The organism is Streptomyces sp. NBC_00328, from assembly GCF_036139655.1.
Taxonomy (GTDB): domain Bacteria; phylum Actinomycetota; class Actinomycetes; order Streptomycetales; family Streptomycetaceae; genus Streptomyces.
The window spans coordinates 2610864-2636868 of record NZ_CP108013.1 but is presented as its reverse complement, the minus strand read 5'-3'; the positions used below and the strand labels follow the sequence as shown (position 1 = coordinate 2636868).

25 protein-coding genes and 1 pseudogene are annotated in these 26005 nt (G+C 71.0%); 12 read left to right on the top strand and 14 right to left on the bottom strand.

Annotation, left to right across the window (positions count from 1 at the left end; all coding sequences use genetic code 11):
* The first annotated feature begins 135 nt into the window (after window positions 1-135).
* Together OG485_RS11530 and OG485_RS11525 are read left to right on the top strand one after the other, a co-directional pair.
* Window positions 136-1218, top strand: coding sequence for a S1 family peptidase (locus OG485_RS11530; protein ID WP_328667988.1), 1083 nt, complete (start codon window positions 136-138; stop codon window positions 1216-1218).
* A 196-nt stretch (window positions 1219-1414) separates the two neighbouring features.
* Window positions 1415-1765, top strand: a pseudogene (locus OG485_RS11525) (DinB/UmuC family translesion DNA polymerase); the annotation flags it as partial.
* A 30-nt stretch (window positions 1766-1795) separates the two neighbouring features.
* Here the strand turns inward: OG485_RS11525 and OG485_RS11520 are convergent.
* Entirely contained in the window at window positions 1796-2170 is a 375-nt protein-coding gene (locus OG485_RS11520; protein WP_328674317.1) for a cupin domain-containing protein, read from the bottom strand.
* Between the two features lie 130 nt (window positions 2171-2300).
* Between OG485_RS11520 and OG485_RS11515 the strand changes: the two genes are divergently transcribed.
* Window positions 2301-2747 (top strand): MarR family winged helix-turn-helix transcriptional regulator, encoded by a 447-nt coding sequence (locus tag OG485_RS11515; protein ID WP_328667986.1) that lies wholly within the window; start codon window positions 2301-2303, stop codon window positions 2745-2747.
* A gap of 170 nt (window positions 2748-2917) precedes the next feature.
* Complete coding sequence (locus OG485_RS11510; RefSeq protein ID WP_328667984.1) at window positions 2918-3778, top strand: esterase/lipase family protein; 861 nt, start codon at window positions 2918-2920, stop codon at window positions 3776-3778.
* 155 nt (window positions 3779-3933) lie between these two features.
* Here the strand turns inward: OG485_RS11510 and OG485_RS11505 are convergent, their stop codons facing one another.
* Window positions 3934-5004, bottom strand: a complete 1071-nt coding sequence (locus OG485_RS11505; protein ID WP_328667982.1) for a lytic polysaccharide monooxygenase auxiliary activity family 9 protein — start codon at window positions 5002-5004, stop codon at window positions 3934-3936.
* Between the two features lie 327 nt (window positions 5005-5331).
* Here OG485_RS11505 and OG485_RS11500 point away from each other — a divergent pair, with 327 nt between their 5' ends.
* On the top strand, window positions 5332-5985 hold the full coding sequence (locus OG485_RS11500) for an NUDIX hydrolase (RefSeq protein ID WP_328667980.1): 654 nt from the start codon (window positions 5332-5334) through the stop codon (window positions 5983-5985).
* A 12-nt stretch (window positions 5986-5997) separates the two neighbouring features.
* Here OG485_RS11500 and OG485_RS11495 read toward each other — a convergent pair whose 3' ends face one another.
* A complete protein-coding gene (locus OG485_RS11495; RefSeq protein ID WP_328667978.1) occupies window positions 5998-7242 on the bottom strand; it encodes a hypothetical protein in 1245 nt (414 codons plus the stop codon).
* A gap of 176 nt (window positions 7243-7418) precedes the next feature.
* Between OG485_RS11495 and OG485_RS11490 the strand changes: the two genes are divergently transcribed.
* On the top strand, window positions 7419-7901 hold the full coding sequence (locus tag OG485_RS11490; RefSeq protein ID WP_328667976.1) for a GNAT family N-acetyltransferase: 483 nt from the start codon (window positions 7419-7421) through the stop codon (window positions 7899-7901).
* A 106-nt stretch (window positions 7902-8007) separates the two neighbouring features.
* On the opposite strand, the gene OG485_RS11485 is transcribed toward OG485_RS11490, so the two are convergent.
* Window positions 8008-8142 (bottom strand): hypothetical protein, encoded by a 135-nt coding sequence (locus OG485_RS11485; RefSeq protein ID WP_263974428.1) that lies wholly within the window; start codon window positions 8140-8142, stop codon window positions 8008-8010.
* Between the two features lie 161 nt (window positions 8143-8303).
* Here OG485_RS11485 and OG485_RS11480 point away from each other — a divergent pair, with 161 nt between their 5' ends.
* Window positions 8304-8927, top strand: coding sequence for a class I SAM-dependent methyltransferase (locus tag OG485_RS11480; RefSeq protein WP_328674316.1), 624 nt, complete (start codon window positions 8304-8306; stop codon window positions 8925-8927).
* Between the two features lie 193 nt (window positions 8928-9120).
* On the opposite strand, the gene OG485_RS11475 is transcribed toward OG485_RS11480, so the two are convergent.
* Window positions 9121-9621, bottom strand: coding sequence for a DUF402 domain-containing protein (locus OG485_RS11475; RefSeq protein WP_328667970.1), 501 nt, complete (start codon window positions 9619-9621; stop codon window positions 9121-9123).
* Window positions 9602-10531 (bottom strand): GNAT family N-acetyltransferase, encoded by a 930-nt coding sequence (locus tag OG485_RS11470; protein ID WP_328667968.1) that lies wholly within the window; start codon window positions 10529-10531, stop codon window positions 9602-9604. Before OG485_RS11470 ends, OG485_RS11475 begins: the two co-directional genes overlap by 20 nt.
* A 71-nt stretch (window positions 10532-10602) precedes the next feature.
* Here OG485_RS11470 and OG485_RS11465 point away from each other — a divergent pair, with 71 nt between their 5' ends.
* The gene (locus tag OG485_RS11465; protein ID WP_328667966.1) at window positions 10603-10980 is read left to right on the top strand and encodes a GntR family transcriptional regulator; all 378 of its coding nucleotides are present in this window, start codon (window positions 10603-10605) and stop codon (window positions 10978-10980) included.
* A 51-nt stretch (window positions 10981-11031) separates the two neighbouring features.
* Here OG485_RS11465 and OG485_RS11460 read toward each other — a convergent pair whose 3' ends face one another.
* The gene (locus OG485_RS11460) at window positions 11032-12126 is read right to left on the bottom strand and encodes a DUF5925 domain-containing protein (protein ID WP_326788681.1); all 1095 of its coding nucleotides are present in this window, start codon (window positions 12124-12126) and stop codon (window positions 11032-11034) included.
* A gap of 451 nt (window positions 12127-12577) precedes the next feature.
* On the opposite strand from OG485_RS11460, the gene OG485_RS11455 reads away from it, so the two are divergent.
* On the top strand, window positions 12578-13384 hold the full coding sequence (locus tag OG485_RS11455; protein WP_328667965.1) for an SGNH/GDSL hydrolase family protein: 807 nt from the start codon (window positions 12578-12580) through the stop codon (window positions 13382-13384).
* Between the two features lie 88 nt (window positions 13385-13472).
* On the opposite strand, the gene OG485_RS11450 is transcribed toward OG485_RS11455, so the two are convergent.
* The 4 genes from OG485_RS11450 to OG485_RS11435 form a co-directional block, all read right to left on the bottom strand.
* A complete protein-coding gene (locus OG485_RS11450; protein WP_328667964.1) occupies window positions 13473-15107 on the bottom strand; it encodes a serine/threonine-protein kinase in 1635 nt (544 codons plus the stop codon).
* A gap of 45 nt (window positions 15108-15152) precedes the next feature.
* Complete coding sequence (locus OG485_RS11445) at window positions 15153-17060, bottom strand: urease accessory protein UreH domain-containing protein (protein ID WP_328667963.1); 1908 nt, start codon at window positions 17058-17060, stop codon at window positions 15153-15155.
* Window positions 17057-18640, bottom strand: coding sequence for a tetratricopeptide repeat protein (locus OG485_RS11440; RefSeq protein ID WP_328667962.1), 1584 nt, complete (start codon window positions 18638-18640; stop codon window positions 17057-17059). Before OG485_RS11440 ends, OG485_RS11445 begins: the two co-directional genes overlap by 4 nt.
* A gap of 111 nt (window positions 18641-18751) precedes the next feature.
* Window positions 18752-20293, bottom strand: a complete 1542-nt coding sequence (locus OG485_RS11435; protein WP_328667961.1) for a DUF4331 domain-containing protein — start codon at window positions 20291-20293, stop codon at window positions 18752-18754.
* 352 nt (window positions 20294-20645) lie between these two features.
* Between OG485_RS11435 and OG485_RS11430 the strand changes: the two genes are divergently transcribed.
* The 3 genes from OG485_RS11430 to OG485_RS11420 all read left to right on the top strand — a co-directional run bounded on the left by OG485_RS11430 (window position 20646) and on the right by OG485_RS11420 (window position 22417).
* Window positions 20646-21188, top strand: coding sequence for a sigma-70 family RNA polymerase sigma factor (locus OG485_RS11430; protein ID WP_328667960.1), 543 nt, complete (start codon window positions 20646-20648; stop codon window positions 21186-21188).
* Window positions 21189-21243: 55 nt separating this feature from the next.
* Complete coding sequence (locus OG485_RS11425) at window positions 21244-22032, top strand: anti-sigma factor (RefSeq protein ID WP_328667959.1); 789 nt, start codon at window positions 21244-21246, stop codon at window positions 22030-22032.
* A 115-nt stretch (window positions 22033-22147) separates the two neighbouring features.
* On the top strand, window positions 22148-22417 hold the full coding sequence (locus OG485_RS11420; protein ID WP_328667958.1) for a hypothetical protein: 270 nt from the start codon (window positions 22148-22150) through the stop codon (window positions 22415-22417).
* A 157-nt stretch (window positions 22418-22574) separates the two neighbouring features.
* Here OG485_RS11420 and OG485_RS11415 read toward each other — a convergent pair whose 3' ends face one another.
* The 3 genes from OG485_RS11415 to OG485_RS11405 form a co-directional block, all read right to left on the bottom strand.
* Window positions 22575-23771 carry a CaiB/BaiF CoA transferase family protein gene (locus tag OG485_RS11415; protein WP_443048683.1) on the bottom strand — a complete coding sequence of 399 codons (1197 nt, stop codon included), beginning with the start codon at window positions 23769-23771 and terminating at the stop codon, window positions 22575-22577.
* 200 nt (window positions 23772-23971) lie between these two features.
* A complete protein-coding gene (locus tag OG485_RS11410; RefSeq protein ID WP_328667954.1) occupies window positions 23972-25186 on the bottom strand; it encodes a type ISP restriction/modification enzyme in 1215 nt (404 codons plus the stop codon).
* Between the two features lie 41 nt (window positions 25187-25227).
* Window positions 25228-25977: a GntR family transcriptional regulator gene (locus tag OG485_RS11405; protein ID WP_328667953.1), complete on the bottom strand. Its 750-nt coding sequence runs from the start codon at window positions 25975-25977 to the stop codon at window positions 25228-25230.
* Window positions 25978-26005 lie beyond the last annotated feature (28 nt).

The window sequence follows — 26005 nt, the reverse complement described above, 5'->3', positions numbered from 1 at the left end:
ATAGTGGTCGAGGAACAACTGGCATGGACGCGACGGTACGGACTTTTCGTCGTGCCCGGCGCCCATGTCCGTACGCCTTCCGGTCCCGGAGGTCCCCACAACCTCCCGGACCGACCCCCCACAGGAGGACGTGAGTTGAAGCACCGACGTATGTCCAAGAGGCCTGCCCTCATGACGGGCGCGGGCATCGCCGCACTCGTCGCCGCCGGAGTCACCTTCCAGACTGCGAACGCGAGCGAGGCCCCGAAGAGCCACGGACCGCACACCCTCTCCGTCACGGCGGCCGGAAAGCTCGCCTCGGCCCTCGGCGAGGACCTGGGCGCCGATGCCGCGGGAACGTACTACGACGCGAAGTCCCGGCACCTCGTCGTCAACGTGCTCGACGAGACCGCGGCCAAGACCGTCACGGCGGCCGGAGCCAGGGCCAGGATCGTCGAGAACTCCCTCGCCGAGCTGTCCGGCGCCCGCACCACGCTCAAGAAGGACGCGAGCATCCCCGGTACGTCCTGGGCCACCGACCCGGAGACCAACCAGGTCGTCGTCACCGCCGACCGCACGGTCTCCGACGCCGAGTGGGCCAGACTCGCCAAGGTCGTCGACGGTCTCGGCGCCAAGGCCGAACTCAAGCGGACGAAGGGGGAGTTCAAGCCCTTCATCGCCGGTGGTGACGCCATCAGCGGTTCCGGCGGGCGCTGTTCGCTCGGCTTCAACGTGGTCAAGGGCGGGCAGCCGTACTTCATCACCGCCGGGCACTGCACCGAGGCGATCTCCACCTGGTCGGACTCCGACGGCAAGCAGATCGGCACGAACGAGCAGTCCAGCTTCCCCGACAACGACTTCGGCCTGGTCAAGTACACGGCGACCACGGACCACCCGAGCGAGGTCGACCTCTACAACGGCTCCACGCAGCCCATCACCAAGGCGGGCGACGCCACCGTCGGCATGAAGGTGACCCGCAGCGGCTCCACGACCCAGGTGCACGACGGCACGGTCAAGGGCCTGGACGCCACCGTGAACTACGGCAACGGCGATGTCGTCAACGGTCTCATCCAGACCGACGTCTGCGCCGAGCCCGGCGACAGCGGCGGCTCGCTCTTCTCCGGTGACACCGCGATAGGCCTCACCTCCGGCGGCAGCGGTGACTGCACCGCGGGCGGCGAGACCTTCTTCCAGCCGGTGCCCGAGGCGCTCTCGGCCTTCGGCGCCCAGATCGGCTGACCGGTTGACGGCCTTCGGAGCCCGGACCGGCTGACCGGCTGACCGGCCGACGGGCTTCGGAGCCCGGACCGGCTGACGGTCTTCCCGGCCAGGCCTCCCCCGGGAAGGCGGAGCCCCGCTCCCGCGTACGTCGCGGGGGCGGGGCTCCCGGTTTCTCCCGGCTGGGGAGTCCCGGGCGGGAGGAACGCCGACGCTCCTCGGTACCCGGCTGCGCTCCCTGGAGAAGGTCTGCCGCACACTGACCCTCACCGTGCGTTACGCCGACCGCTCCGCGACCACCCGCAGCCGTACCCTCACGGAGGCGACCGCTCACTCCTCGACGCTGACCGGCACCGTGTACCGCATGTACGAGGCGCTGGGCCTCCAGCGTGCCCGGGTCCGTGTGATCGCCCTGCGCGCCGAGGGGCTGACCCCCGCGGCGCAGGCCTCCCGTCGGCTCACCTTCGACCCGGTCGACGAGAAGGTCCGCCGTATCGATGAGGTCGCCGACCGGGCGCGGGCGAAGTTCGGCCCGCACGTGATCGGCCCGGGGACGCCGGCCACGTGACGCCGTCCGGGGCCGGCGTCTTTGGGGCGCCTAGTTCGCCCAGGGCGGTGTGAGGGTCGAGCCGTCGGCCAGTTGCGCCTGGAGGCCGATGGACGTGGTGACCCAGGAGAGCGCGGCCTCCTGGGCAGGGTTCTCGATGCCGAGGGTCGCGCCCGGGGTGATGATCACGGTGTCGCCCGCGGTGATCCGCTCGGTGCGGCCGTCGAGCGTGACCAGCAGTTCGCCGGAGAGGAGAAGGAAGATCTCCTCACGGTTGACGGTGTGCACGGGGGCCTGATGCCCCGCGGGAATCTCCGCGCGCCAGGCGCACAGCTCCTTGCTGCCGCTGCGGGGAGCGGCGTACGAGACGAAACGGGCGCCGTGGACCTCGTGGGCGACGGCTTCGGACGAACGGACGACGGGCACGGGTGCCTCCAGGATCGGTGAGTCGGCGGGGCCGCCGACCGTCGGGAACATAGTCAATTAGCTTGACTATCTGTCTCGCGATTATGGTCAAGCAGCTTGACCGAATAGTCAAGGGTGTTTCAATGCGTGCGTGCAGAACTCCGAGGCCATGGCCCTGTCCGCCGCCCTGCTCGCCGCCGCCGGCGAGCTGACGCAACGTATCCACGAAGGCGTGGTCGCCCGGGGGTTCGAGGGGGTGCGGCCCGCGCACGGCTTCGCCTTCGCACGGCTCGCTCCGGACGGAGCGACGGTCACCGACGTCGCCGCCCACCTGGGGGTCACCAAGCAGGCCGCCAGTCAGCTCGTCGAGGAGCTCGTCCGCAAGGGGTACGTGGAGCGGCGGCCGCACCCCGACGACGCGCGGGCCCGGCTCCTCGTGCTCACCGAGCTCGGGTGGGCCTGCACCCGGGCGGCCGAAGAGGCGGCCGCGGACGCCGTACGGGCGTGGGCCGAAGTGCTGGGGGAGAGTGAAATGCGCGCGTTGCGCACGCGTTTGGCGAGCATCGCGCCCTACGGTCCCATCAGGCCCACCTGGTGACGTTCCGTCACCGGCGGCGGTCGTTCCGGCTATCACTGGAAGTTTTTACTGACGCGTAACTTCACACGTCTGCTACTCGCCCGTAACTTGACGAGTGAACAGCATCCTCGTGATCCGGATCACAGGGCGTAAACCCCCACAACTCCCTTGAGCCGCAAGGAGATCACCCGATGCTGCCCTGGAAGCGAGTGCTCAGACCCCTGGCCGCGCTGCTCCTGACCGCCATGGTCGCCGTCGTCCCCGCCGCCACAGCACAAGCTGATTCCGCCCCCAGCAGTGGCTGGAACAACTACTCCTGCAAGCCGTCCGCCACGCACCCGCGCCCCGTCGTCCTCGTCCACGGCACCTTCGGGAACTCCGTCGACAACTGGCTGGCCCTCGCCCCCTACCTGACCAGCCGCGGGTACTGCGTCTTCTCCCTCGACTACGGGCAGCTGCCCGGCGTCCCCTTCTTCAACGGCCTCGGCCCCATCGACAAGTCGGCCGCACAGCTCCAGGTCTTCGTAGACAAAGTGCTCGCCGCGACCGGCACCGCCAAGGTCGACGTGGTGGGTCACTCGCAGGGCGGCATGATGCCCCGCTACTACCTCAAGTTCCTCGGCGGAGCCGCCAAGGTGAACGCCCTCGTCGGTATCGCCCCCGACAACCACGGCACGTCCCTCAACGGACTCACCAAGCTGCTCCCGTACTTCCCGGGCGCGGAGGACCTGCTGTCCACGGCGACTCCGGGACTCGCGGACCAGATCGCCGGCTCCGCGTTCCTGACCAAGCTCAACGCGGGCGGCGACACCGTCCCCGGCGTCCACTACACGGTCATCGCCACCAAGTACGACGAGGTGGTCACGCCGTACGACTCCGGGTTCCTGAGCGGATCCGACGTCCACAACGTCCTGTTGCAGAACCTGTGCGGGCTCGACCTCTCCGAGCACGTGGCCATCGGGATCTTCGACCGGATCGCGTACCACGAGGTGGCGAACGCGCTCGACCCGGCGCACGCGTCCACCACCACCTGCGCGTCGGTGTTCAGCTGACCGGCTCGGCGGACCACTCGTCCATGGTGGTCCGCCCGAGCACACTGGCGTGATCGTCCGTCCGCGTCCCGCATGTGCGGAACGCGGACGGCGGAGCACGCCGCCGGGGGCTGTCCGGCCTGAGCCGCCGGTCAGCCCCCGGAGTCGTCCGGCTCTCAGCGCCCGCGCCGGCTGCCCGGCGTCGCGCGCCGCCGCACCGAGGCGAACAGCGCCGCGGCACCGAGCGCGAGCGCGGCGGCACCGCCGATCGCGATGTACGAGGTGGAGGCGTCGCCGCCGGTCTCGGCGAGACTCCGAGCGGAACCGGCGGCTTCCGGCAGGTTCTCCGAGGAGTCCGAAGAGCCCGCGGAATCACCGGAATCAGCAGTGGCCCCGGAGTCCTCGGCCGCCCCGGCCGACTTGGTGTCCCCGGCCGTCTCGGCGGTGTCCGCGCTCGCGGCCGGCTCCGCCGACGTACCGGCATCGTCGTCACCGTGGCCGTGGTGCTCCACGGTCGACTTGTCGCTGCCGTCCTCGATCTGCTTCTCGGACGGCGCCGAGGCGCTCGGCGCGGGAGCGCTGCCGCCGCCCGTCCCCTTGTCGCCACCTGTGCCGCCGAACGCCACATCGGAGCAGGAGTAGAAGGCTTCCGGGCTGTCCGAGCGCTGCCAGACCGCGTACAGGAGCTGCTTGCCGGAGCGCTCCGGGAGGGTGCCGGAGAACGTGTAGAAGCCGCCCGAGGCCGCCGGGTCGGTGGCCGTCGCGACCGGGTGCGCCAGGTCGAGGTCGCCCCAGGCCAGCGGCCGCGACGGGTCGTAGCCCGACTTCGTGACGTAGACCTTGAACGTGCCCTTGTGGGGTGCGGTCACCCGGTACTTGAAGGTGTACGAGCCACTGCTCACGCTCGTCGCGGGCCAGTCGGAGCGCGCCAGGTCGAGCCCCTTGAACTCGGCGTTGCCGGCGCTGCACAGCTTGCCGTCCGGGATCAGCTCCTGGTGCCGCCCGTTCGCGTCGCCGATACGGATGCCGTTCCAGTCGTAGAGCGCCTGGGTGCCGCCTGCCGCGACGGCCGCCTTGCAGGCGTCCGACCGGGGGTTCTCCGGACCTTCCGCGTAACACTGGGACACCCGGCTCACCGGGTCCCCCATCGAGCCGTGCGCCGAGGCGGGCGCGGCGGCCAGCGCGGACAGGGCGAGCGGGGCGATACCGAGGACGGCGACGCCGGCGGCCTTGCGGCGTGCGGACATGGGGAACTCCTCGAACGGTCCTGGTGCGTGGGGTGAGTCCCGCACGGCACTCCGTGCGGGGATCCCGTGGGGGGTGATCAGAAAGCTAGCCCCAAGAAGCCGTGGAATCGCCTGCTGGAGGCGGGTGACGGAGATCCTTATGGTGCCTTTAAGGCAGAGCTAACGGGGGGCTGAGGAAGGGCGTTCGAAGGGGCTGTCCCGCCTGCCGGGTGCCGGTGTTGGGGGCGCTGAACGGTCCGTGGCCGTCCGCTCCCGCGCGCAGGTCACCGTGACAGCCGAGCGGTGGCCCGTACGGCTCGCACGGAGCTGTCTCCGGAGGGAGGCGGGGTGTTCTGCCGACTGCCACCCGTGGATTGGCCGGCCGGGCCTACGGGCACGGTTGATGGGGTGTCGCCTTGTGGATCAATTCTCGAAGTCTGTTCTCGGAGGCAGTCGATGCAACCACGCCGTATCCGGAGACAAGAGGCTGTCGAGGTGTACCGGAACGCCTACGGAAGCCTGTACGACGACGCGGTCGTCTCTCCGGACGGGGAACCGGGACGCTATCTTCGGTGGAATTGTTCGACGCCGGGTGTTGTCGTTGTGCCCCGCTGGGCCGACACCGTCGCGCTCGTTCCCGCTTTTCGCTACCCGATCGGCGATCTGTCGTGGGAATTCCCGCGGGGAGGCCGGGAGCCCGGCGAGTCGGTCGAGGAAGCCGCGGCCCGGGAATTGAACGAAGAGACCGGCCTGACCGCGACCACCACCAAACGTGTGGGTGTGCTATACGCGGACACCGGCCTGATCGAGTCTTCCATCGAGGTGGTCGAGGCCTTCGTGGCGACCCCTGGGTTCGGGAAGCGGTCACCGGAAGTCATGGAATCGGTGGAGGAACCGGTCTGGTTCAGCTCCCCCGAGTTGCGGACAGCCTTCACGGAGCAGCGAGTACGGTGTGCGGTCATCATCGCCGCCGCCGCACTGGCTTGGCCACGGGAGCCCTAGCGGCCGGTCACTTCATTCGGGGGGTTCCGTCGGACTGACGATCCGCAGCAGCTTCTCATGATCGGGGAGCTGCTTCTCCAGCCGCCAGGCGTTCTTGAGCCTTTCGGATTCCTTCTTCAGTTTCCTCTCCTTCTTGTCCTGGGCGATGTCGAAGGGCATGGAGAGCAGATTGAGCATGAGCGAGGCAGGGTTGAAGCCGGAACTTATCAATCCGATCAGGGTGTCGAGGGAACCTGTGGCGACGGAGGATGCCGAGACGTGGAGCCTGGCCTTGACCCGCTCGTCCCGGACCGCGGCCAGAGCGTCGGCGTCGAGGCCTCGGAAGGCGGCGACCGCGGCTTCCTGGAGGTGCATGCAGAAGTCTTCGACGCCGTCCCTCGGCGCGTCGGTGTCCACCGGTCGGCCGCTGTGCGCCTTCGCGAATTGATCGACGACCACTTTCCGGGACGCGAGCCCGACGGCTTCGTTGACCACGCCCGCGGGGAGGCGCGCCAGTACATAGGGGTTCAGTGCATAGCCAGGCAGGGTCAATTCGCCCTGGAGAGCGTCCCCTTGCAGCGCGACCGTGGACGGCGTGCGCACGGCGCCCCATGCCACGGGCATCTCCAGTACGGCGGGCAAGGAAGTTCTGAAGGACCAGTTCGCCGACCGCTCGACGGCCGCCAGCGCGACTTCGGAGCTCTCTCCATGGGCCGCTCGCCGCTCCGCGATCCATCCGCGCAGGGAGTTGTAGTAAAGCGGATCCTGACCGTGGATCCATTCCACCGCGGCACGCAGGGTCCGGGAATAGGCATCGTCGGGCGGTCCGATCAGATCGGACAGACGATCCGCCGTCCTCCGCTTGAAGCGCGCGCTCACCTCGTCCACTGAATACGGGGCGATATGTCCTTCGGTGATCTCGTCCATGAGTTCGGCGTATTCCTCGGTCGGAACATCGACGACATTGCGCGCCTTGTGTTCGTCCCGGATCTCACGAAAGGAACCCGCCGAGTCGCGTCGCACGATGACCAGCATGCCCGAGCTGATCAATTCGGCGAGATCCGCACGCCATTCGGGAGTCGACGGGGTCTGCCCGTCGAGGAGTGAACGTAATGCCACGTTGTGGAGCACCTGGGAATCGGTGATGACCAGCCGCTCGGCGAAGAGAGCGTTCTGCACTATCCGCGCCCGTAGTCCTCCGGGGTCGGTGACAGTGCCGCCATGATGTTCCGTCTCGCTCAGAAAGACGTGGGTGCTGTTTCCCGCAGCAAAGGACACTGTTCCTCCACCAATGGCGTTTTCGAGCGCACCTGAGGAAGGCGCGTCCGCGTCCTTTGCGGCGACACTAGCGGCTCTGGCGCATCGCCCTCCAGCCGTCGCGGCTGAGGAGCTTCGGGGCGGCGTTCGGTATACAGGGGGTGTACGTGACTGCGATCAGGTAAGTGGGTGCGGGCATGGCGGAGACGTCGGGCGAATTCGGGGAGACGGCCGAGGGGTTCGGGGTACGGCCGGCCGGCGCCGCCGACGTGCCCGTCGTGAAAGCCGTGATCGACGCCGCCTTCCAGCCCTACGTGGAGCGCATCGGGCTCGTGCCGGTGCCCATGGAAGCGGACCACGCGGCGAACGTGGCCGCGGGACGGGTGTTCGTCACGGGCGAGCCGGTCCTCGGGCTCGTGGTCGTCGAGGAACGCCCGGACCATCTGTACCTCGACATCATCGCGGTCCGGCCCGATGCCCACGGCCGGGGCATCGGGGGCCGGCTGCTGCGCTTCGTCGAGGCACACGCGCGGGCGCTCGGGCTGGACGAGATCAGGCTCTACACCAACGCGATGATGTGGGAGAACCAGAAGATCTATCCGAGATACGGGTACGAGGTCGCCGAGCGGCGCGCCGACGGGCCGTACGACCGGATCCACTACCGCAAGCGGCTGGTCTGACGGGATCCACGGTGAGCGGTCGGCAGGCCTTCACCGCATGCCGACCGCGGGGCTTCACCGCCCGCCGTTGATCCGGCGGAACGCGCGCCGTGCCCGGCGCGCCGGCTCAGCCGTCCGGCCACCAGGTGCGCGCGATGTCCTTCCGGACCTCCGGACGCTCGGCGGGGCGCTCGTCGGGCTCGTCCCGTACACGGCGGGAGTCCGACTTCCTCAGGGGCTTCTGCACGGTCACACGGCGCATGGCTGCCTCCTCGTGTCTACCGGATTCCGCGGTTGTACGGAGGTAGACCGTTTCGGGGAGAGTTCCTCATCGGTCGCGAAATGTCTGTGGCGCGGGTCACTCGCCGGCCGTCCGTGATGGGCGCGGGCCGATTGTCAGTGGTGGGTGACACCGTGGAACGCATGGTGAGCGACGGCGGTACGAATACACGGGCGGGCGTCGACTGGGACGCGGAATCCGGCACGTTCGACGAGGAACCCGACCACGGGCTGCGCGATCCCGAGGTCCGCGGTGCCTGGGTCGCCCGGCTGCGGGACTGGCTGCCCGAGACCTCCGGTGACCTGCTCGACGTGGGCTGCGGCACCGGCAGCCTGTCGCTCATAGCGTCCGAGCAGGGGCACCGGGTCACCGGGGTCGATCTCGCCCCGGGCATGATCGGCCAGGCCCGCGCCAAGCTGGCCGGGCGGGACGCGGTCTTCCTCGTCGGCGACGCGGTGGCGCCACCCGTCGGGGAGCAGCGCTTCGACGTCCTGCTCAGCCGCCATGTGCTGTGGACGCTGCCCGATCCCGGGCGGGTGCTGCGGCACTGGCGCGGGCTGCTGCGCCCGGGAGGACGGCTGGTGCTCGTCGAGGGTGTGTGGGGGACCGTGAGCACGGTCGGTATATCCGCCGAACGGATGGCCACCCTGCTCCGGCCGCTGCTGTCCGACCCCGCCGACCTGCGGGTGGACCCGCTGTCGGCCGACGCGCGGCTGTGGGGCCGCGACGTCGGGGACGAGCGGTACGCGGTGGTGGCCCGCTTCTGAGCAGCGCTGCTCATTGACCGGCGCCGGTCATCGAGCAGGGTCGGTCATCGAGCGGGGCCAGTCACCGAGTGGCGCGTCCGGCGGTCTCGCCGGGTACGTGGCGGCCAGGGTCTGTCGATTGGATCAGGTGGCGCCGAGGTGCGGTGCGTTGTCGGTTGCCCCGCGTCCCGCCGCATGATCCAAACGACACCCCCTAGGCCAGCAGCGCCTCGAAGCCGCCCTCGCGGGCCAGGTGTTCGAGGTCGTCCAGGGCTTTCTCGGCGGCGGCCGCGGCGGCCGGGTCGGTGGTCGCCAGGCCGCTCTCCGCGAACTCGTCCTCGTCCAGGCGTCGTACGTCCGTGCCGTCGGCCGATCGCCACAGGTCGAGGTCGAGATCCTCGACGACCAGCCGGCCGCCGGAGAGGGTGGCCGGACGGGTGATGTCGCAGTACCAGCCCTTGCGCTCACCCGCCGCGTCCCGGACCTCCTTCACCGAGTACCAGCGGTCCCGCCAGTAGTACTCGGTGAAGATGTCGCCCTTCTCGAACCGTACGAAGCCGAAGTCACGGACGCCGTCTCCCGCCCAGGGGGCGCGCACGACGACCCGGGTGCCGTCGTCGGCGAGCAGCTCGGCCGGGTAACTGATCTTCGTACGGCCCGCCTTGACGAGCACGATCTCCAACGTGCCGGGCGTGTCAGCCGAGGTCACGGACATACCTCACCTCCGTTGCGCAGATTTCATAGCCGAACCATGTGTTGATCGCCAGCATCGGGTCGTTGCCGGCGTCGTTGCCCGTGAACGCGTCCGTGAACCCGGCCGCGCGGGCCCGGTGCAGGGAGTGGTTCTTGGCGAGTTTGGCCAGACCCCGGCCCCGGAAGGCACGGCCGGTGCCCGTCATCACGGTGCCGTAGCGGGTGCCGCCGTCGGTGCGGGCCGCGCTGAACGCCGCCGGGCGGCCGTCGACGAGCGCGACGGACGTGAGTTCAAGGTTCAGGAGAGGGTGGTGCCAGGTCTCCGTCAGCCAGGCGTCGTAGTCCGTGAACTCGTGCTCGATGTCGCTCGGTTCGTCGAGGGTTGTCTCCGCGTCCAGCCGGAACAGTGGCCTGGGATCGTCCGCGAAGTCCGCCGCGGTTCGCAACTCCACACCGTCCGGCGGGGACTGGAGCGGGGGCAGGGTGCCGTTCGCCAGGTCGAGGCGGAGGAAGTGCGCCGAGCGGGCGGCGCGATAGCCCCGCTTCCCGGCGAAGGCGCGGTTCTCGGGTGCGTCCAGTACCCAGGCGTGCAGTCGGGTCGCGCCCAGGGCGGCCAGTTGCTCCTCGGCGGTGCGGGCCAGCAGCGAACCCGCGCCGCGTCCCGTCCGTTCCGGGTGCACGTAGATGTTGAGGTTCCCCTGGCCGGGCTCGGGGCTGTCGTGGACAAGGCTCACCTGCGCGGTGCCGATCGGCTCCCCGTCCTCCTCGGCCACCAGCGGCCGGTAGTGGGAGTCCGGATGGGCCCGCTCCAGGTCGTAGGCGACGGACTCGGGGGTGAAGAGCATGAACGGGAGGGCCTGGTGACGAATGTGCGCGAAGCCCGCGGCGTCCACCGGGTCTCCGTGCCGCAGTTCGCGAACGATCACGGTCATGTGATCGCACGCTACGCGGGCGCCGCGTGCGGGTGCCTCTCATTTTCGTGCGGGTACGGGACAATCACCGCGTGACCCTGAAGATCCGCATCGAAGAGGGGGCCGCGCCGTACGAGCAGGTGCGCGCCCAGATTTCCGAGCAGGCCCGGTCCGGAGCGCTGCCGGTCGGCTACAAGCTGCCCACGGTGCGGGGGCTGGCCGAGTCGCTCGGCCTCGCTGCCAACACCGTCGCCAAGGCCTACCGGGCCCTGGAGTCGGACGGGGTGATCGAGACGCGGGGCCGCAACGGCACGTTCGTGGCGGCCGCCGGGGACGCCGCGTCCCGCGAGGCGGCGACGGCCGCGCAGGCCTACGCCGAGCGCGCGCGACGGCTCGGCCTGACGGAGGACGCCGCCCTGGACGCCGTACGAGACGCACTGCGGGCAGCCTTCGAGGACGGCGCCACCTGATCCGAACGACAGACCCCGGCGCCGAGGCGGGCGCCGTTCGGACCGGGCCGGTTACAGGTACAGCCCCGCGTCCGCGCCCTCGCGTTGGTCCGGGACGGATGTCGGGGTCGTCCCGCGGCGCAGCGCGTACAGCTCCGCGAGGGTCGCGCCCTCGCGTGAGACGCCTTCCTCGGTGCCCAGCCAGCCCACCGCCTCGCGGCGGGTGAGCGGTCCGACCTCGATCCGGGCGAGGCAGCGGCCGGGGCGGACGACGGCGGGATGGAGGCGCTCCAGGTCCTCGTTGGTCGTGACGCCCACGAGGACGTTGCGGCCCTGGCCGAGCAGTCCGTCGGTGAGGTTGAGCAGCCGGGACAGGGCCTGGCCCGCCGTGTGCTTCGCCTCGCCGCGGATCAGTTCGTCGCAGTCCTCCAGCAGGAGGAGCCGCCAGCGGCCCTTGCCGGTGCCGTCCTCCTCGCCGATCGCGATGTCCATCAGATAGCCGACGTCGGAGAAGAGGCGTTCGGGGTCCAGCACGCAGTCCACCTGGCACCAGTCGCGCCAGGAACGGGCCAGCGTGCGCAGGGCGGAGGTCTTGCCGGTGCCGGGCGGCCCGTGGAGCAGCAGCAGCCGGCCCGCGATGCCCTCCGGGGTCGTCTTCATCAGGTGGTCCATGGCGTCCGCCACCGGCGCCGTGTAGTTGGGGCGGATCTCCTCCCAGGTGCCCGCGGAGATCTGCCGGGTCGTGCGGTGCGGTCCCCGGCGCGGCGACACGTACCAGAAGCCCATCGTGACGTTCTCCGGCTGCGGTTCGGGTTCGTCCGCCGCGCCGTCCGTGGCCTGCTTCAGCACCTTCTCGGCGAGCTCGACGCTGGTCGCGGTCACCGTGACGTCGGCACCGCGGTTCCAGCGGGACACCAGCAGGGTCCAGCCGTCGCCCTCGGCGAGGGTGGCGCTGCGGTCGTCGTCGCGCGCGGAGCGCAGCACCCGGGCGCCCGGCGGGAGCAGAGTGGCCCCGGACCGTACGCGGTCGATGTTCGCCGCGTGCGAGTGCGGCTGCTCGCCCGTCGCGAAGCGGCCGAGGAACAGCGCGTCGACGACGTCCGACGGCGAGTCGCTGTCGTCGACGTTGAGCCTGATCGGCAGAGCGTCGTGTGGGTTCGCAGACATGTCGCCATGATCTGTCACAAGGGCGCCCCGTGCACCCGGTTTCCGCGGTGCGTCGTATGTGTCGCGCTCGTCCCGTCCTTCCGGTGTATCCCCTCCCTACCGCCGCGGGGCCGTCCTGTTGCGGGACCGCGGTGCGACGGGATCCGTCCCACGGCCGGTTCCCCCGGCGCCGTGGATCACGGACGGAATGTCAACTCCGCATCTTCCCAGGGGCGTTACGGCTTCGCCGTACAGGACGGCCGCCGTCTCCGGTGCGGCTTGCGGGAGTTGACGAGCCATCGGCCCGAGTCATCCGGCTGTCACCCGACCGTCATGGACATGTAGCGAAATATGTGATGAACGGGGGCGGATCGGCTGGTTGATGCGTTAAGAGTCTTGGCATGGACACTTCCTGTCAACATGCGTAGCTGCTACCAAAGTTGTGGCAGAGATCCTGCTAAAGGGAGGTTCCATGAGACGTCCCAGATTTTCGGCATACATGACCTCACTCCTCCTGGCCGTCGGCCTCGCCCTCACCGGGGCGGCCGCGGCGCAGGCGCAAACCGCGGCCGCCACCGGCTATGTGGCGCTCGGTGACTCCTATTCCTCCGGCGTCGGCGCGGGCAGCTACATCAGCTCGAGCGGCTCCTGCGACCGCAGCACGAAGGCGTACCCCTATCTCTGGAACGCCGCGCATTCACCCTCGTCGTTCGACTTCACCGCCTGCTCGGGCGCTCGTACGGGTGATGTCCTGGCGAACCAGCTCGGCCCGCTCAGCTCCGCCACGGGCCTCGTCTCGATCACCATCGGCGGCAACGACGCCGGCTTCTCGGACGTCATGACGACCTGCGTCCTGCAGTCCGAGAGCAACTGCCTGGCACGCATCGCCACGGCGAAGGCGTACGTCGACTCCACGCTCCCCGGCAAGCTCGACTCGGTCTACTCGGCGATCAGCGCGAAAGCCCCGGCCGCGCACGTGGTCGTCATCGGCTACCCCCGCTTCTACAAGCTCAACGGCAGCTGCCTGACCGGACTTTCGGAGAACGAACGGTCCGCCATCAACGGCGCCGCCGACTATCTGGACAGCGCGATCGCCACTCGTTCCGGCGCCCACGGCTTCACGTTCGCCGACGTCAGGGGCACCTTCACCGGCCACGAGATCTGCTCCGGCAGCGCCTGGCTGCACAGCCTGAACTGGCTCGACATCGGCGTGTCGTACCACCCGACCGCGAGCGGCCACTCCGGCGGTTACCTGCCGGCCTTCTCCGGAGCCGTCTGACCTCCGGGCCCCCACCCCGGAAACCCTTCGAGAGAACATCCGTCCCGGCAGGGCGGACGTCCGCCCCGCCGGGACATCGCCCGCCCTGTCAGGGGGATGCGGACACGGACGCGGAGGCCCCGTCCGTCGGGGTCTCCGTCACACACGTGATGGTGAACGGAACGGAGTCGGAGGCCACGCGCACCGGGCTGCGCACCTCCACGCTGATCGAGTTGGCGAACTCCCCGCTCGTGTCGTACGTCGTCGCCACCACCGTCTTCTGCTGCGTTCTGCCGCCGTTCGCGGGGAACGACAGCGTCTTCCAGCCCGGATCGGTCACCTCGCCCGTCTTCGTCACCCAGCGGTACTCGACGTCCACCGGGACACGGCCCACCGTGAACGTCGCCGTGAACGAGGGAGCCTGGGCGGCGGGCGGCGGACAGCTGCCCCGGTAGTCGCTGTGATGCCCCGAGAGCGTCACGTGGACGGACTGCGCGGGCGGCGCGGTGGTCGAACTCCCGCCCGCGGGAGCGCTGCTGGAGGGAATCTTGCCGCCGGTGGTACCGGCGGTGGCGCTCTCGCTCTTCCGGCCGCCCGAGGTCCCGCCGTCGGTGGTGCCCCCGCTGCTGCTGTTCCCCTGCCCGGTGTTCCCGCCGTCGCCGTCGTCCTGGTTCAGCAGGGCGTACGTCAGCCCGCCGAGGGCGAGTGCCAGCGCGACCAGGCCCGCGATGATGGCGACGGCCGCCCGGCGGTTGCGGTCGGGCTCCGGTGCGGGAGTGGCCGAGGGCAGGGTCGCGGGAGGCGGACCGAACCCCTGGGGCGGTGTCGCGGAGGACGGCGCCGGCAGTCCGAACGCCCCGATCGTCGGTGCCTCGGAAGAGCGGGTCGCGGCGCCCATGGGACGCGTGGGCGCGCTACCGCCCGCCGCGACCACGCGCAGTTCGTGTTCGGCCGAGCCGGCGCTCGTCCGTTCGGCCGGGTCCTTGGCGAGCAGCCCCTCGATGACGGGGGCGAGCGGGCCCGCGCGACGGGGCGGCGGCAGGGGTTCGTCGACGATGGCCCGCAGGGTGCTCAGCGGAGTGGGCTGCCGGAAGGGCGAGTTGCCCTCGACCGCCGCGTACAGCAGCACGCCGAGCGACCACAGATCCGACTCGGGTCCGGGGGTGCGCCCCAACGCCCGCTCCGGGGCGAGGAATTCCGGCGATCCGATGACCTCGCCCGTCATGGTCAGGGCGGAGCTGCCCTCGACCGTCGCGATGCCGAAGTCCGTCAGGACGACCCGTCCGTCGTTCGCCATCAGCACGTTGCCCGGTTTGACGTCCCGGTGCAGGACCCCCGCCTCGTGCGCCGCGCGCAGCGCGGCGAGCACCTCGGCGCCGATGTGGGCGGCGCGCTGTGGGTCCAACGGCCCCTCGGCGTCCAGCAGATCGGAGAGGGCGATGCCGCGGATCAGCTCCATCACGATCCAGGGCCGGCCGTCCTCCATGGCCACGTCGTACACCGTCACGACATTGCGGTGGGAGATACGGGCCGCCGCCCACGCCTCCCGCTCCAGACGCGCGTACATCCGCTCGATCTCGGACCCGGGAAGCCCGGCCGGGGCGCGGACCTCCTTCACGGCGACCTCGCGTTGCAGCACTTCGTCGCGAGCGCGCCACACCGTGCCCATACCGCCCTCGCCCAAGGGCGAGAGCAGCCGGTAGCGCCCCGCGATCACACGTTCACTGCCCGGATCTTCGGACACGTGCGTCCCCCATTCGCTTCCGCGCGATTTCTCCCCAAAAGTAGCTCAGCCGAGTACGGATGCCGCCCCCTTGAGCACCAATCCGGCCCCGAGGGCCACGACGATCAGTGCCGATCCGAGGGGCGCGGTCCTGCGGACCAGGAGCACGACGCGTCCCTCGGCCCACCGCCGCCGTCCTGCGAGGGCGCGGTTCACGCCGCTGCCGAGCTTGACGACGGCGAAACCGGCCGCCGTCAGCGTCAGGGCGAGTCCGACGCCGTACGCGAGCACGAGAAGAAGGCCGAACCAGGCCTGTCCGAGCGCCGCGGCGCCCACGAGGACGACGACCGCCGACGGACTGGGCACCAGCCCACCGGCGAAGCCGAGCAGGATCGTTCCACGGAGCGTGGGGGCGATCTCATGGGTGTGGGTGAAGCCGCCGTGGGTGTGTTCGAGGGTGGGGGAGTGGGGGGTGCCTCCCGAGCGGTGGTCGTGGTCGTGGCTGTGACCATGGCCGGCGTCGTGGTCGTGACTGTGGTCGTGCGGGTGGGGATGGTCGTGACCGTGGGGTCGGGTGGCCGTGGCCGTCGCTGTCGCGGTGGGGGTGCCGGTCGTGACGGACGCGCCGGCGTGGGCCAGTACCAGGGGGCGCGCGGTGTGACCGGCATGCCGGTGCGGAGCAGCGTCCACGTGGTCGTGATCGTGGTCATGGTCATGCGTGTGCGAAGGGGCTGGCGGGTGCTCGTGGTCGTGCGTGTGGCCGGGTTCGTGGTCGTGCGTGTGGCCAGGGGCCTGGTCCCGGTCCTGGCCGTGCTCGTGCGCGTGGTCGTGCCCGTGGGCGGACGCGTGGGTGTGGTCGTGCGGCTGCCCGTGGTCGTGCGCGTGGTCATGCCCGTGCGCGTGGTCGTGGCTGTGTCCGTGGTCGTGTCCGTGTACGGAGGGCCGGTTGCGCCAGGCTCGTCGCAGGAGTGTGGCGCCCGCCCCCGTGACGAGGACACCGCTGGACACGCCCAGCCAGGCGATCACGGAGGGGGCCGCCGCCGAGCCCGCGGTGACCAGCAGGCCGAGCGCGACGACGCCGAGGGTGTGGGTGACCGTCACCGAAGCGGCCAGGGGCAGCACGTCCTTGAACCGGGCCCGGCCCCCGCGCGCCGCCGCCGTCGCGGCCATCAGGGTCTTGCCGTGGCCGGGCGCGAGCGCGTGCATCGCCCCCAGGCCCACGGCGATGAGCAGGGCCAGGGAGGCGAAGCCGAAGGTGAGGTGATGGCGGGCCACCAGGTTGTTCAGGGCCTGGGTCCAGCGGTCGGCGCCGCGCGGGAGCACGGAGGCGGCCGGAGCGTCGCGCCGTTCCTCGACGAGGGCGGGGCCGCCGGGGCGGATCCGCAGCGACGCGGTGGCGGTGTCGGCGGGCGAGGAGAGCAGCGCCTTGGGGTACTGGGTCAGCTCCGCCGAGACGGACTTCCGCGGTACGTCGGAGGAGGCGAGCGTCATCCGGTCGCCACGGGCGGTGATCTCGCGCCAGCCGGGGCCGTGGTCGGTGCCCGCGCCCCGGAAGCCCACGGTGAGCGTGCCCTTGCCGGACAGCGGCGCCGTCAGCCGGCACTCCACGCGCAGGGTGTCGAGTCCCGCCTGTCCGGGCCGCAGGTGTGCCCTGCTCGCGCCCGCGGTCAGTGTCACCGTCCGCCCGTTCACCGTGACCTCGCTGCCCCGCGCGGCTGTCTCGCACCGCTGCCGGGCCCAGCCGGCCATGCCGAGCTTCTTGATGTCCGGCTTCGCCTGGGTGGCGGGGATCTCGGCCAGGTCCTCGACGTGATCGACGCGCAACTGCCCGGGGGCGGCGACGAGTCCGTCGTAGCGGTTGACGGTGAAGTTGCCGAGCGGATGCGCGCTCGCCTGCACCGAGGGGACCAGCACGAGCGCGCAGGCCGCGGTCAGGACCGTGCCGCACAGGGCGAGGAACCGGGGCGCCCTCACTGTGCGGCCTCCAGCGCCTTACGGGCCGCGCGGGCGCCCAGCGGCGAGAAGCCCGGGTTCAGGTCCAGGGCCGCCTTGAGCGCGGTGCGGGCCCTGCCGGTGTGGCCGGTGGCCTCCTCGATGACGCCGAGGTGGTAGAGGAAGGACGCGTTGCGGTAGCCGGTCGCCGTGGCCTGGCGCGCGTACCGCAGGGCCTCCGCGTCGCGGCCCGACACATGCAGGGCCCAGCCGAGCGCGTCCGCGGTGTGCACGGTGTGCCGGCGGGCCCACTCGGCGCGGGCCGCCGCGAGCGCCGCCTTGTGGTCGCCGTGGTCGGCGGCCGCCAGCGCGGTGTCGAGGTCGGCGTTGACGCCGTAGGCGTGGGCGAGGGAGATCCAGGCGTTGACCAGCGTGTACTGGTCACGGGCCTTCTCCGCGTCGCCCGCCGCGCCGCGGGCCTCGTACAACTCGCCGAGCTCGACGAGAGGCTGGGGCAGCGGAAAACGCTGCACGACCTGCTCCATCCCCTTGATCGCCGCCGCGCGGTCGCCCAGCGCGGCCTGGGTACGGGCCCGGCCTTCGAGGGCGGGGAGATAACTGTCGTCGGCGGCGAGCGCCCGCGCGTAGTAGGTGAGGGCGGAGTGGTAGTCGCCCTGGTTCCAGGCGAGTTGGCCGAGCGCGGACGTCACGTACGAGATGTCGCCGCGGCTGGTCGCCGTCGTGAGCGCCTGCTCCAGGACCCGGCGGGCGGTCTTCACGTCGCCGCGCAGCTCGTGGACGTAGGCGAACCGGGTGAAGACCGGGACGCCCGGGCGCCGCGAGTCCGCCAGGTCGGCCGCCTCGGACGCGTCGTCGTAGCGGCCGAGTTCGACGAGAGCGTCGATGCGGGAGGACAGGGCGCGTTCGCTGTAGGGGTTCTGCCGCAGCGCGAGGTCCGCGTACTTCAGGGCGCCGGTGAAGTCGTGCCGGGCGGCCGCGAGGGCGGCCCGTCCGGCGAGCGCCGGATCGTAGTCTGGGCGCAGCCTGAGGGACCGTTTGAATGCTTCCTGCGCCTGCGGATAGCGCGAGGGGTCGCCCTTGGTCCGGGCCTGTTCGACATAGGCGAGGCCGAGCGTGGCCCAGCCGCCGAAGTCCTTGGGCTGGGAGCGGAGATGGGCCTGGAGGGAGAGGACGCTCGCGTCGAGGTCGCCGCTCGCGAGGAGCTGGGGCGACACGCCGTTGGACACGGCCGCGACGGCGGGAGTCGTTCCGTTGTCCCTCAGAGCGCCGAGCACCACCGCGCCCGCCGTCATGGCGACCGCCAACGCGGCCGCGCAGAAACCGAGTTGAGCGGCCCGCCAGCGCCGCTGCGACTGCGACAGCCGGCGCACGGCGGCCACCCGCTCGTCGGCCCCGTCCGCGCTGTCCTCACCGGACGGGCCATCGGAGGCGGCCTCGGAGAGGGCGACGTCGGAGGTGGCCTCGGCGGAGGCTGCCTCGGAGGTGGCCTCGGCAGGTGAGACTTCGGCGGCGACCTCGGTGATGGCGGCTTCCGGGGTGACCTCGGCGGGCGTGGCCCTTTCGGCGTCCGGCGTCGCGTTGTCGTTCGTACGCGGGGACATGCCCTCTCCTCAAAGTCCTTGGCGAAATGGTCGTTGTGGGGGGTGGGGGGCGGCGCGGCCCGCACCGTGGGGGGTGAACTGCGTGCGGGCCGCGCCAGTCGGTGAGCCGGGTCAGTAGGCCCGGTTGTACATCCGTCGGCGCCACCACAGCAGACCGGAGCCGATGAGCAGGATGCCGGCGGCGCCCGCCGCGGCGGAGCCCGCGATCAGCATGGTGTCGGTCCCGCCACCGGAGCCGGAGCCGGCCGGCTGGAGCGCGTCGCCGAGCTGGCTGCGCACATCGGTCCCGCTGGTCGTGCCCTTGGCGAGCGCGCCGCGCGAACCCGAGGTCGGCTCGGCCACGTACGGGAAGTACTTCTCGAACTTCTTGTCGTTCTTGTCGACCGCGTCACCCAAGTCGTTCTTGGAGCCGACGAGTTCACCCTCGACCACCTGGAGCGAGGCGTCGATCACGTCGTCCGTGAGCCGGCGTCCGTTCGGGAAGCCCGCGTTGTCGCCGTCGAGGACACCGAGCCGCTTGGGGTGCATGGCCGGCTTGATCGAGGTGTTGAGCCGCAGCTCCTCCGCCGGACGCACGTTCGGCGGCTGGTTGAGGCCCTTGACACCCTTCAGGAACACGTCGACCAGGTCGTTGCGGGGCTCGGCCGGGGCCTTGATCTTGTAGATCCCCTCGATGAGCTTCGGGAGCTCCGGGTTGGTCACGTTCTTCAGGAACTGGGCGTCTTCCCAGGGCGCGGACGCGTTGAACTTGTCCTTGTCCTTCTGCGGGTTGACGACCTCGTTGACCAGCGGCATGCCGAGACGCGAGACCTGGCGGTACTGGCCGTGGGCGTCCTTGCGCTGCGTGGTGGACCAGATGCCGACGACCGGCTGTCCGGCCGACTCACGGATCATGTCGTTCGGGACCTGAAGGGCTATGGAGTTGACGTTGTAGCCCTTGAGGGTGTCCCGTCCGACCTCGGTCAGGTTCCCGCCGTACAGCAGGTCGAAGACGCGCAGGTCCAGGAAGAACGGGTCGTCCGCCTGGCCGGCGAACGTCGTCGTGCCGCCCGCGAGCTTGGAGATCGCATGGTGGCGCAGCTTCGCGTAGTCCGGCATCGACGCCTTGCCGACGTTGGACGGGGCGACCGGAACGTCGTCCGCGACCTTGGTCTTCGACACCAGCCGCTGGTTGTGCAGCCGCAGCAGCTCGATGTCGTACGTCTGCGTGATGTTCAGGTCGGGGTCGTCGAGGCTGGTGACCGGACCCGTGTTGTACAGGAACGTGTCGCCGTTCTTGCGGTGCGTCTTGAAGGTGTAGCGGTAGATCAACTCACCTTGTGCGTCACCGTTGTTGTCGATGTGGAGGTCGTACTGGGCGTCGTCGGCGAACGTGTAGAAGTTCGGACCGCCCGCGGGCTCCTCGAAAGGAATCCAGTTCGCCACGATCGTCGTCGTGTCCGGCTTGTCCGGGCTGACGAACGCGTACACGTCCGTGTTGTCGTACTGGGGAGTGCCCGAGATCAGCGGGGCCTCCCGGTGGCTGGAGGCGGAGGCCGCCCCCGGCGCCAGCGCCGTCGCACCGGCGGCCGCGAGCCCCCCGGCAGCCAGCGCACCGCATACGAAGGTCGCGAGAGTCCTTCGACCCGCGCCGCTCCTGGAGATAGGTGTCATGCCGTCCGTCCTCTGTCCAACTTGCCTGACGCACGCCATTCGGAGCGGTCGCCCGGGTGGATTGGTCGAATCCCAAACGTCTTTACGGCGGTTCTCCCAGCTTGTTTCATCGACGGGGCAGCTTCTTTCCCGACGGCCGCCCGAACAGGTCGGCGCGAGACGTGCGACAGTGCCGGTCGCGGACAGGGGGACGGGCGCCGGCGGACACGCGGACGAACAGGCCTCGGAGACAGGAACTGATCAGCGGTGGACGCGCGTTTTCGGCTCGCTGATCCGTAACCCATCCGTAGACAGGTTCGCTGCGAAGACGTAGGGGAAAGGACGGGCCGTGCACGGCCGGAGAGGGGGACGGGTGGAGGCTGACGAGCTACTGGTACTGGTGGCCGGAGGCGACCAGAAGGCGTTCGAGGAGCTGTACGGACTGGTGTCCGGGCCGGTGTTCGGACTGGTGCGCCGCGTGGTGCGGGACCCGGCGCAGTCGGAGGAGGTGTCGCAGGAGGTGCTGCTCGAACTCTGGCGCTCCGCGCCGCGGTTCGACCCCGGACGCGGCAGCGCACTGTCCTGGATCCTCACGCTCGCGCACCGCCGTGCCGTCGACAGGGTGCGCAGTGCCCGCGCGGCCACCGAACGCGAGCAGCGCGAGGGGCAGCGCAACCATCACCCCGCCTTCGACCAGGTCGCCGAGGAGGTCGAGGCCGGGCTCGAACGCGAGTGGGTCCGCCGCTGCCTCGACCGGCTCACCGCCCTTCAGCGACAGTCCGTCACCCTCGCCTACTACGACGGCTACACCTACCGAGAAGTCGCCGAGCGGCTCTCCCTGCCGCTGGGCACCGTCAAGACCCGTATGCGCGACGGGCTCACCCGCCTGCGCGATTGCCTGGGAGGAGTCGCGTGAACGCCGACGACCGCCTGCCGGGCCGTGATCCGAACGGAAGAGAGGGGGGTGCCGCATGAGCGTCCTCGACCGTCTGCTGGGCCGTGATCTGCACTCGCTCGCCGCCCCCTACGCCCTCGACGCGCTGGAGAGCGACGAGAGGCGCCGCTTCGAACGTCATCTGAAGGGCTGTGCCCGCTGTGCCGAGGAGGTGCGGGCGCTGACCGAGGACGCGGTACGGCTCGCCTGGTCCACGGCGGCGGCCCCGCCGGCCGCGCTGCGCGCGCGGGTGCTGACCGCCGTACGGACGACACCGCAGGAACACACGGCCCGGGACCTGCCCCGTGCGCGGCCGGCCCGTCAGCCCGCGCGTGCGCGTGCCCCCCGGCTCCGCCCGCTGTTCGCCCCGCTCGCCACCGCCACGGCCGCCGCGGCGCTCGTCGTCGCCGCGCTCTTCGCGGTGCAGGCGACCCAGGCGCGCGACGAACTGAACCAGGAGCGCGCCCAGGCGCGTGAGATCGCCCACGTTCTCGCGGCACCGGACGCGCGGGCGACCGGTGAACGGGACGCGGGGGGACGCGGAATCGGAGTAGTGGCCTCCGCGTCGGAGCGGCGCGCCGTCGTGACACTCAGCGGACTCGGCACACCCTCCGGCGGACGCGTCCATCAGCTGTGGCTCATGCGCCCCAACGAGAAACCGCGTTCCCTCGGCCTCTTCGACGGCGACACGCCCCTCGTCGCCGACGAGCTGAACACGAACGCGACGTCACTCGCAGTGACTGTCGAGCCTCACGGGGGCTCAGAACAGCCCACTACCTCGCCGGTTGTCCAACTCGCCCTGGAAACGGTTGGATTCGGAGAGTAACCGTCAACCCCCTTATGGGGAAGGTGAATCCTTTGTCCGAGATACACGCGCGCCATGAGGGGGCGATAGGGTTAGTCTGCCCGGGCCGGGTGGACTTGTACGGGTGGGGAGTGACATGGAACAGATAACGGTGCGCAGCAGGGCACGCGTCCCTGCGATCACGTGCGGGAGCAGCGCGACCAGTTCGCGCCTCGACCGACATCTCGCGGTGCTCGGTGGCCCTGCCATACCGCAGCGCGAGACGGTCGAGGCGACGTCACTGATGCGTGAGCTCACGACCCGTGACCACGCGCACGACAGCGGCTCCAGGGGTGCGCGCGTGCGGCGGGTCTCGCTGTTCGCGCCGCTCAGGCGGCTGCGCCGCTCGCTGTTCGGCGACCGCTGACCGCTGTCGCTACCGGCCTTCTCGACCCGCGCTCCGGCGACTCCACCGAGCCGGCGCAACGCTGCCCCTCCGCGTCCGTCATCCCCACGGCGGGCAGCGGCGCCCGGTGATCACCACATCCGGAGCGCGGGTCACCACCCTCACTGAGCCGTGAGGCTCAGCGCACCACTCCGTCCCGCCGCAGCTCGGCGACGTCCGCGTCCGTCATGCCCAGCGCCCGCAACACCACCCCTGTGTGCTCGCCGAGCCGCGGGACGGACCCCATCCGCGCCTCCTTTCCGCCCGGCAGGGTGATCGGAGGCAGCAGGGCCCGCAGCGGCCCGGCAGGCGATCCCACCTCCCGCCATCTGTTCCTGGCCGCCAGCTGCGGATGCTCCGCCACCTCCCCTACGTCCCGCAGCCGTGCGCAGGCGATGCCCGCGGCCTCCAGACGGGCCACCGCCTCGTCGGCGCCCAGCGCGCCCAGCGCCTCGGCCACCAGCGCGTCCACGCGCTCCCGGTCCGCCACCCGCGCCGCGTTCGTCGCGAAACGAGGATCGTCCGCCGTCTCGGGCCGCCCCAGAACCTGTTGGGCGAGCCGCCGCCACTCCCGGTCGTTCTGCACCGACAACAGCACGCGCCCGCCGTCCGCCGTCGAATAGGCGTCGTAGGGAACGATGACGGCATGGGCGAGGCCCGTGCGAGCCGGTGCGGTCCCGTCGTGCATCACGTGGTGCAGCGGATGCCCCATCCACTCCGCGAGCGCGTCCAGCATCGACACCTCGACCGGGCCCCCGCGCCCGGTCGTGCCACGCCGGACCAGGGCCGCGAGGACCCCCGAGAAGGCGTACATGGCCGCCGCGATGTCCGCGGCCGGGATGCCCGCCTTCACCGGCTGATCGGGGGTCCCGGTCACCGACACGAGCCCCGCCTCGCACTGCACGAGCATGTCGTACGCCCGTTTGCCGGCGTAGGGCCCCGACGGCCCGTATCCGGAGATGTCCACGGCGATCAGCCGGGGATGCTCGGCACACAGGGTCGCCGCGTCCAGGCCCAGCCGCGCCGCCGCGCCCTGGGCGAGGTTCTGCACGAACACGTCCGCGTCCGCGACGAGCCGGCGGACGACGTCGAGCCCGCGCGGGTCCTTCAGATCGAGGGCGACGGACTCCTTGCCCCGGTTGCACCACACGAAATGCGAGGCCAGGCCCTGGGCCGCGGTGTCGTAGCCACGCGCGAAGTCCCCGCCGTCGATCCGCTCGACCTTGACGACCCGGGCGCCGAGATCGGCGAGCTGCCGGGTCGCGAAGGGCGCGGCGACGGCTTGTTCGACGGCGACGACGGTGATGCCTTCGAGGGGCAGGGGCTCTGGCTGCATGCGATGGATCATGGCCCCCCCGGCAATACTTTTGTCATGCACTGATTGCCACTGATTGCCGCGGGGTGACTCTGTCGGCCGTCGGTTCCCGGTGCCCCGGCGGCCGGCGTCCGCCCGTCAAGGAGTGCCGGGCGTCGCGACGGGGCGGACATCGCCTGTCGGGGCACCGAGCGCCTGCCGATCACCACTGAAGACAGGCACTAGATCAGCGCGAACTGGCCCTCCGGGCCCTCTTCGTGGTGGTCGAGGACCGAGGCCGGGCGGCGCGCCGCGTCCGGGACCGGGAGCACCCCGGCCGTGCGCAGCTCCGTCCGGGTGATCGGTGACCGCGGCTCCAACGCGGCCTGCTGGGGGCGCAGTTCCGCGAGGAGCGCGAGCACCGTGATGAGTTCGAGGAGTTCGGACGTCCACGCCTGCGGCCAGCCGACGGGGCCGATCGCCTCCAGCGTCCCTGGCTCCGCCGCCCCCGTCCTCGCCGCGAACCACTGTTCCAGCACGGGTACGCCGCCGACCTCGAAGTCCCAGGCCTCGGGCGGGACGGGCGAGATCCTGCCGTCGCCGAGGTGCAGGGACTCCTCGGCGCGGTCGTAGTACGGGTCGGTGAACGGGGGGCCCGCGGCCGGCCGGGGTCCCTGGGGGAGGGCGGACAGCGGCGCGCGGACGTAGGGCCGCCGGCCGCCGGGGAGTTTGGGGCGCTCGCCCTCCCGGCGCATCAGCCGCAGCATGCGCCGGCCCAACTCGACGCCGTACGCCCACACTTCGGGGTCGGCGGTGAGGGGGACCGCGTATCCGTCGCGGCCGTGGCGCGCGACCGCCATCGTCCAGGCGAGGACGTCGAGGGGAGCGGGCGTGTCACCGAGGCGGGAGCCCAGATGCTCCAGCAGGCCCGGCGCCAGGTTCGGTTCACGGCCACCGGGGCGCCGGTAGAGGGGGCGCACCCGCCCGCCGCGGCCCGCGCTCAACGGCAGTACGGACGCGGCCAGCAGAGCCGGACCGGAGGCCTCGGGCACCGGGCTCTGCTCGACCGCGAACACCTGCTTCTCGTCCGCCACCCGCCACAACTCGGGGCGCGCCGCGTCGATCAGCCGGTGGTCGGGAATCAGCCACTGCTCGTCGAAGGGGGCGCTCAGTACGCGGACCGGCGCCGGGCAGGGGTCCGACGCCCGGGCGAGACGGCCCGTCCCGCTGGACTGGCCCGGAAGCTGGCCGACCGCGGAGTGCGTCGTGCGCGCCCGCGTCGGCCCGAACAGCGTCTCGCGGTCCTCCCCTTCGGCCCGCACGAGGGTGTCCCAGCGGGCTTTCAGGGAGGCCGCGTCGGGTGCCGTCGGCCACCTCCGGCCCAGCCTCGGCGGTGCGACGGACCACGGCATGAGGTCCGCGAGCAGCGGAGCGGCGTCGGGCGTCACGCCCGGCATCGTACGCCGCGGGCGCCGCGCGCCGTCCCCGTACGCCGTCGTCAGTGCGCGTCGAGGGTGACCGTGAACGAGAAGCGGTCGCCCCGGTAGTGGATGACCGCCACGTCCAGCGCCTGCCCGTCCGTGCCGTGGATGACGCCCGTGTAGCGCAGGATCGGGCTGAGCAGCGGCACTTGGAGCAGGCGCGCCGTCTCCGGGTCCGCGAGCGTGGCCTCCACGGTGTCGGTGATCCGGCTGATGCCGACCCCGAGCACGTCCCGCAGCACTTTGGTCATCGGCCAGCGGATCAGATCCTCCCGGTCGATACGGTCGGCCAGTTCCGGCCGGAGGTAGTTGCGCGCGTGGTTGGTCGGCTCGCCCGTCGTCTCGTCGCTGCGCAGCCGGTGGTACGTCGCCACCTCGTCGACACCCGGGAAGAATTCCGCCAGTTCACCCGGAACGGGCGCCTTCCCCTGGTCCAGCAGCTCGGTCGTCATGCCCGACTGCTGGGCCACGATCGCGTCCACCGAGCCGAGCAGCCGCACGGGCGCGCCCCGCCGCGCACTCGGCTCGATGAACGTGCCCCGCCGGCGGTGCCGGGTGATGAGCCCCTCGACCTCCAGCTCCTTGAGCGCCTGCCGCATGGTCAGCACGCTCACCCCGTAGTGCCCCGCGAGCTGCTCCTCGGTGGGCAGGCGCAGGGGGTCCTGGGGTGAGCGGCCGAGTATCGAGGCACGCAGGGACTGCGACACCTGATACCAGAGCGGCAGCTTGCGGTTCAGGACGATCGAGTCCGGAGCAAAGGAGGTCACGAGGTATCCGTACAGGTCGCGGGCGTGG

What these genes read in the sequence shown, in the direction of transcription:
- OG485_RS11475 (WP_328667970.1), bottom strand. Translation starts at nt 9,621, where the DNA reads ATGTCCGTGACCTCGGCTGACACGCCCGGCACGTTGGAGATCGTGCTC.
- OG485_RS11410 (WP_328667954.1), bottom strand. Translation starts at nt 25,186, where the DNA reads ATGCCGGGCGTGACGCCCGACGCCGCTCCGCTGCTCGCGGACCTCATG.
- OG485_RS11460 (WP_326788681.1), bottom strand. Translation starts at nt 12,126, where the DNA reads ATGTCTGCGAACCCACACGACGCTCTGCCGATCAGGCTCAACGTCGAC.
- OG485_RS11455 (WP_328667965.1), top strand. Translation starts at nt 12,578, where the DNA reads ATGAGACGTCCCAGATTTTCGGCATACATGACCTCACTCCTCCTGGCC.
- OG485_RS11470 (WP_328667968.1), bottom strand. Translation starts at nt 10,531, where the DNA reads ATGACCGTGATCGTTCGCGAACTGCGGCACGGAGACCCGGTGGACGCC.
- OG485_RS11490 (WP_328667976.1), top strand. Translation starts at nt 7,419, where the DNA reads ATGGCGGAGACGTCGGGCGAATTCGGGGAGACGGCCGAGGGGTTCGGG.
- OG485_RS11425 (WP_328667959.1), top strand. Translation starts at nt 21,244, where the DNA reads ATGAGCGTCCTCGACCGTCTGCTGGGCCGTGATCTGCACTCGCTCGCC.
- OG485_RS11485 (WP_263974428.1), bottom strand. Translation starts at nt 8,142, where the DNA reads ATGCGCCGTGTGACCGTGCAGAAGCCCCTGAGGAAGTCGGACTCCCGC.
- OG485_RS11440 (WP_328667962.1), bottom strand. Translation starts at nt 18,640, where the DNA reads ATGTCCCCGCGTACGAACGACAACGCGACGCCGGACGCCGAAAGGGCC.
- OG485_RS11505 (WP_328667982.1), bottom strand. Translation starts at nt 5,004, where the DNA reads ATGTCCGCACGCCGCAAGGCCGCCGGCGTCGCCGTCCTCGGTATCGCC.
- OG485_RS11480 (WP_328674316.1), top strand. Translation starts at nt 8,304, where the DNA reads ATGGTGAGCGACGGCGGTACGAATACACGGGCGGGCGTCGACTGGGAC.
- OG485_RS11435 (WP_328667961.1), bottom strand. Translation starts at nt 20,293, where the DNA reads ATGACACCTATCTCCAGGAGCGGCGCGGGTCGAAGGACTCTCGCGACC.
- OG485_RS11510 (WP_328667984.1), top strand. Translation starts at nt 2,918, where the DNA reads ATGCTGCCCTGGAAGCGAGTGCTCAGACCCCTGGCCGCGCTGCTCCTG.
- OG485_RS11415 (WP_443048683.1), bottom strand. Translation starts at nt 23,771, where the DNA reads ATGCAGCCAGAGCCCCTGCCCCTCGAAGGCATCACCGTCGTCGCCGTC.
- OG485_RS11420 (WP_328667958.1), top strand. Translation starts at nt 22,148, where the DNA reads ATGGAACAGATAACGGTGCGCAGCAGGGCACGCGTCCCTGCGATCACG.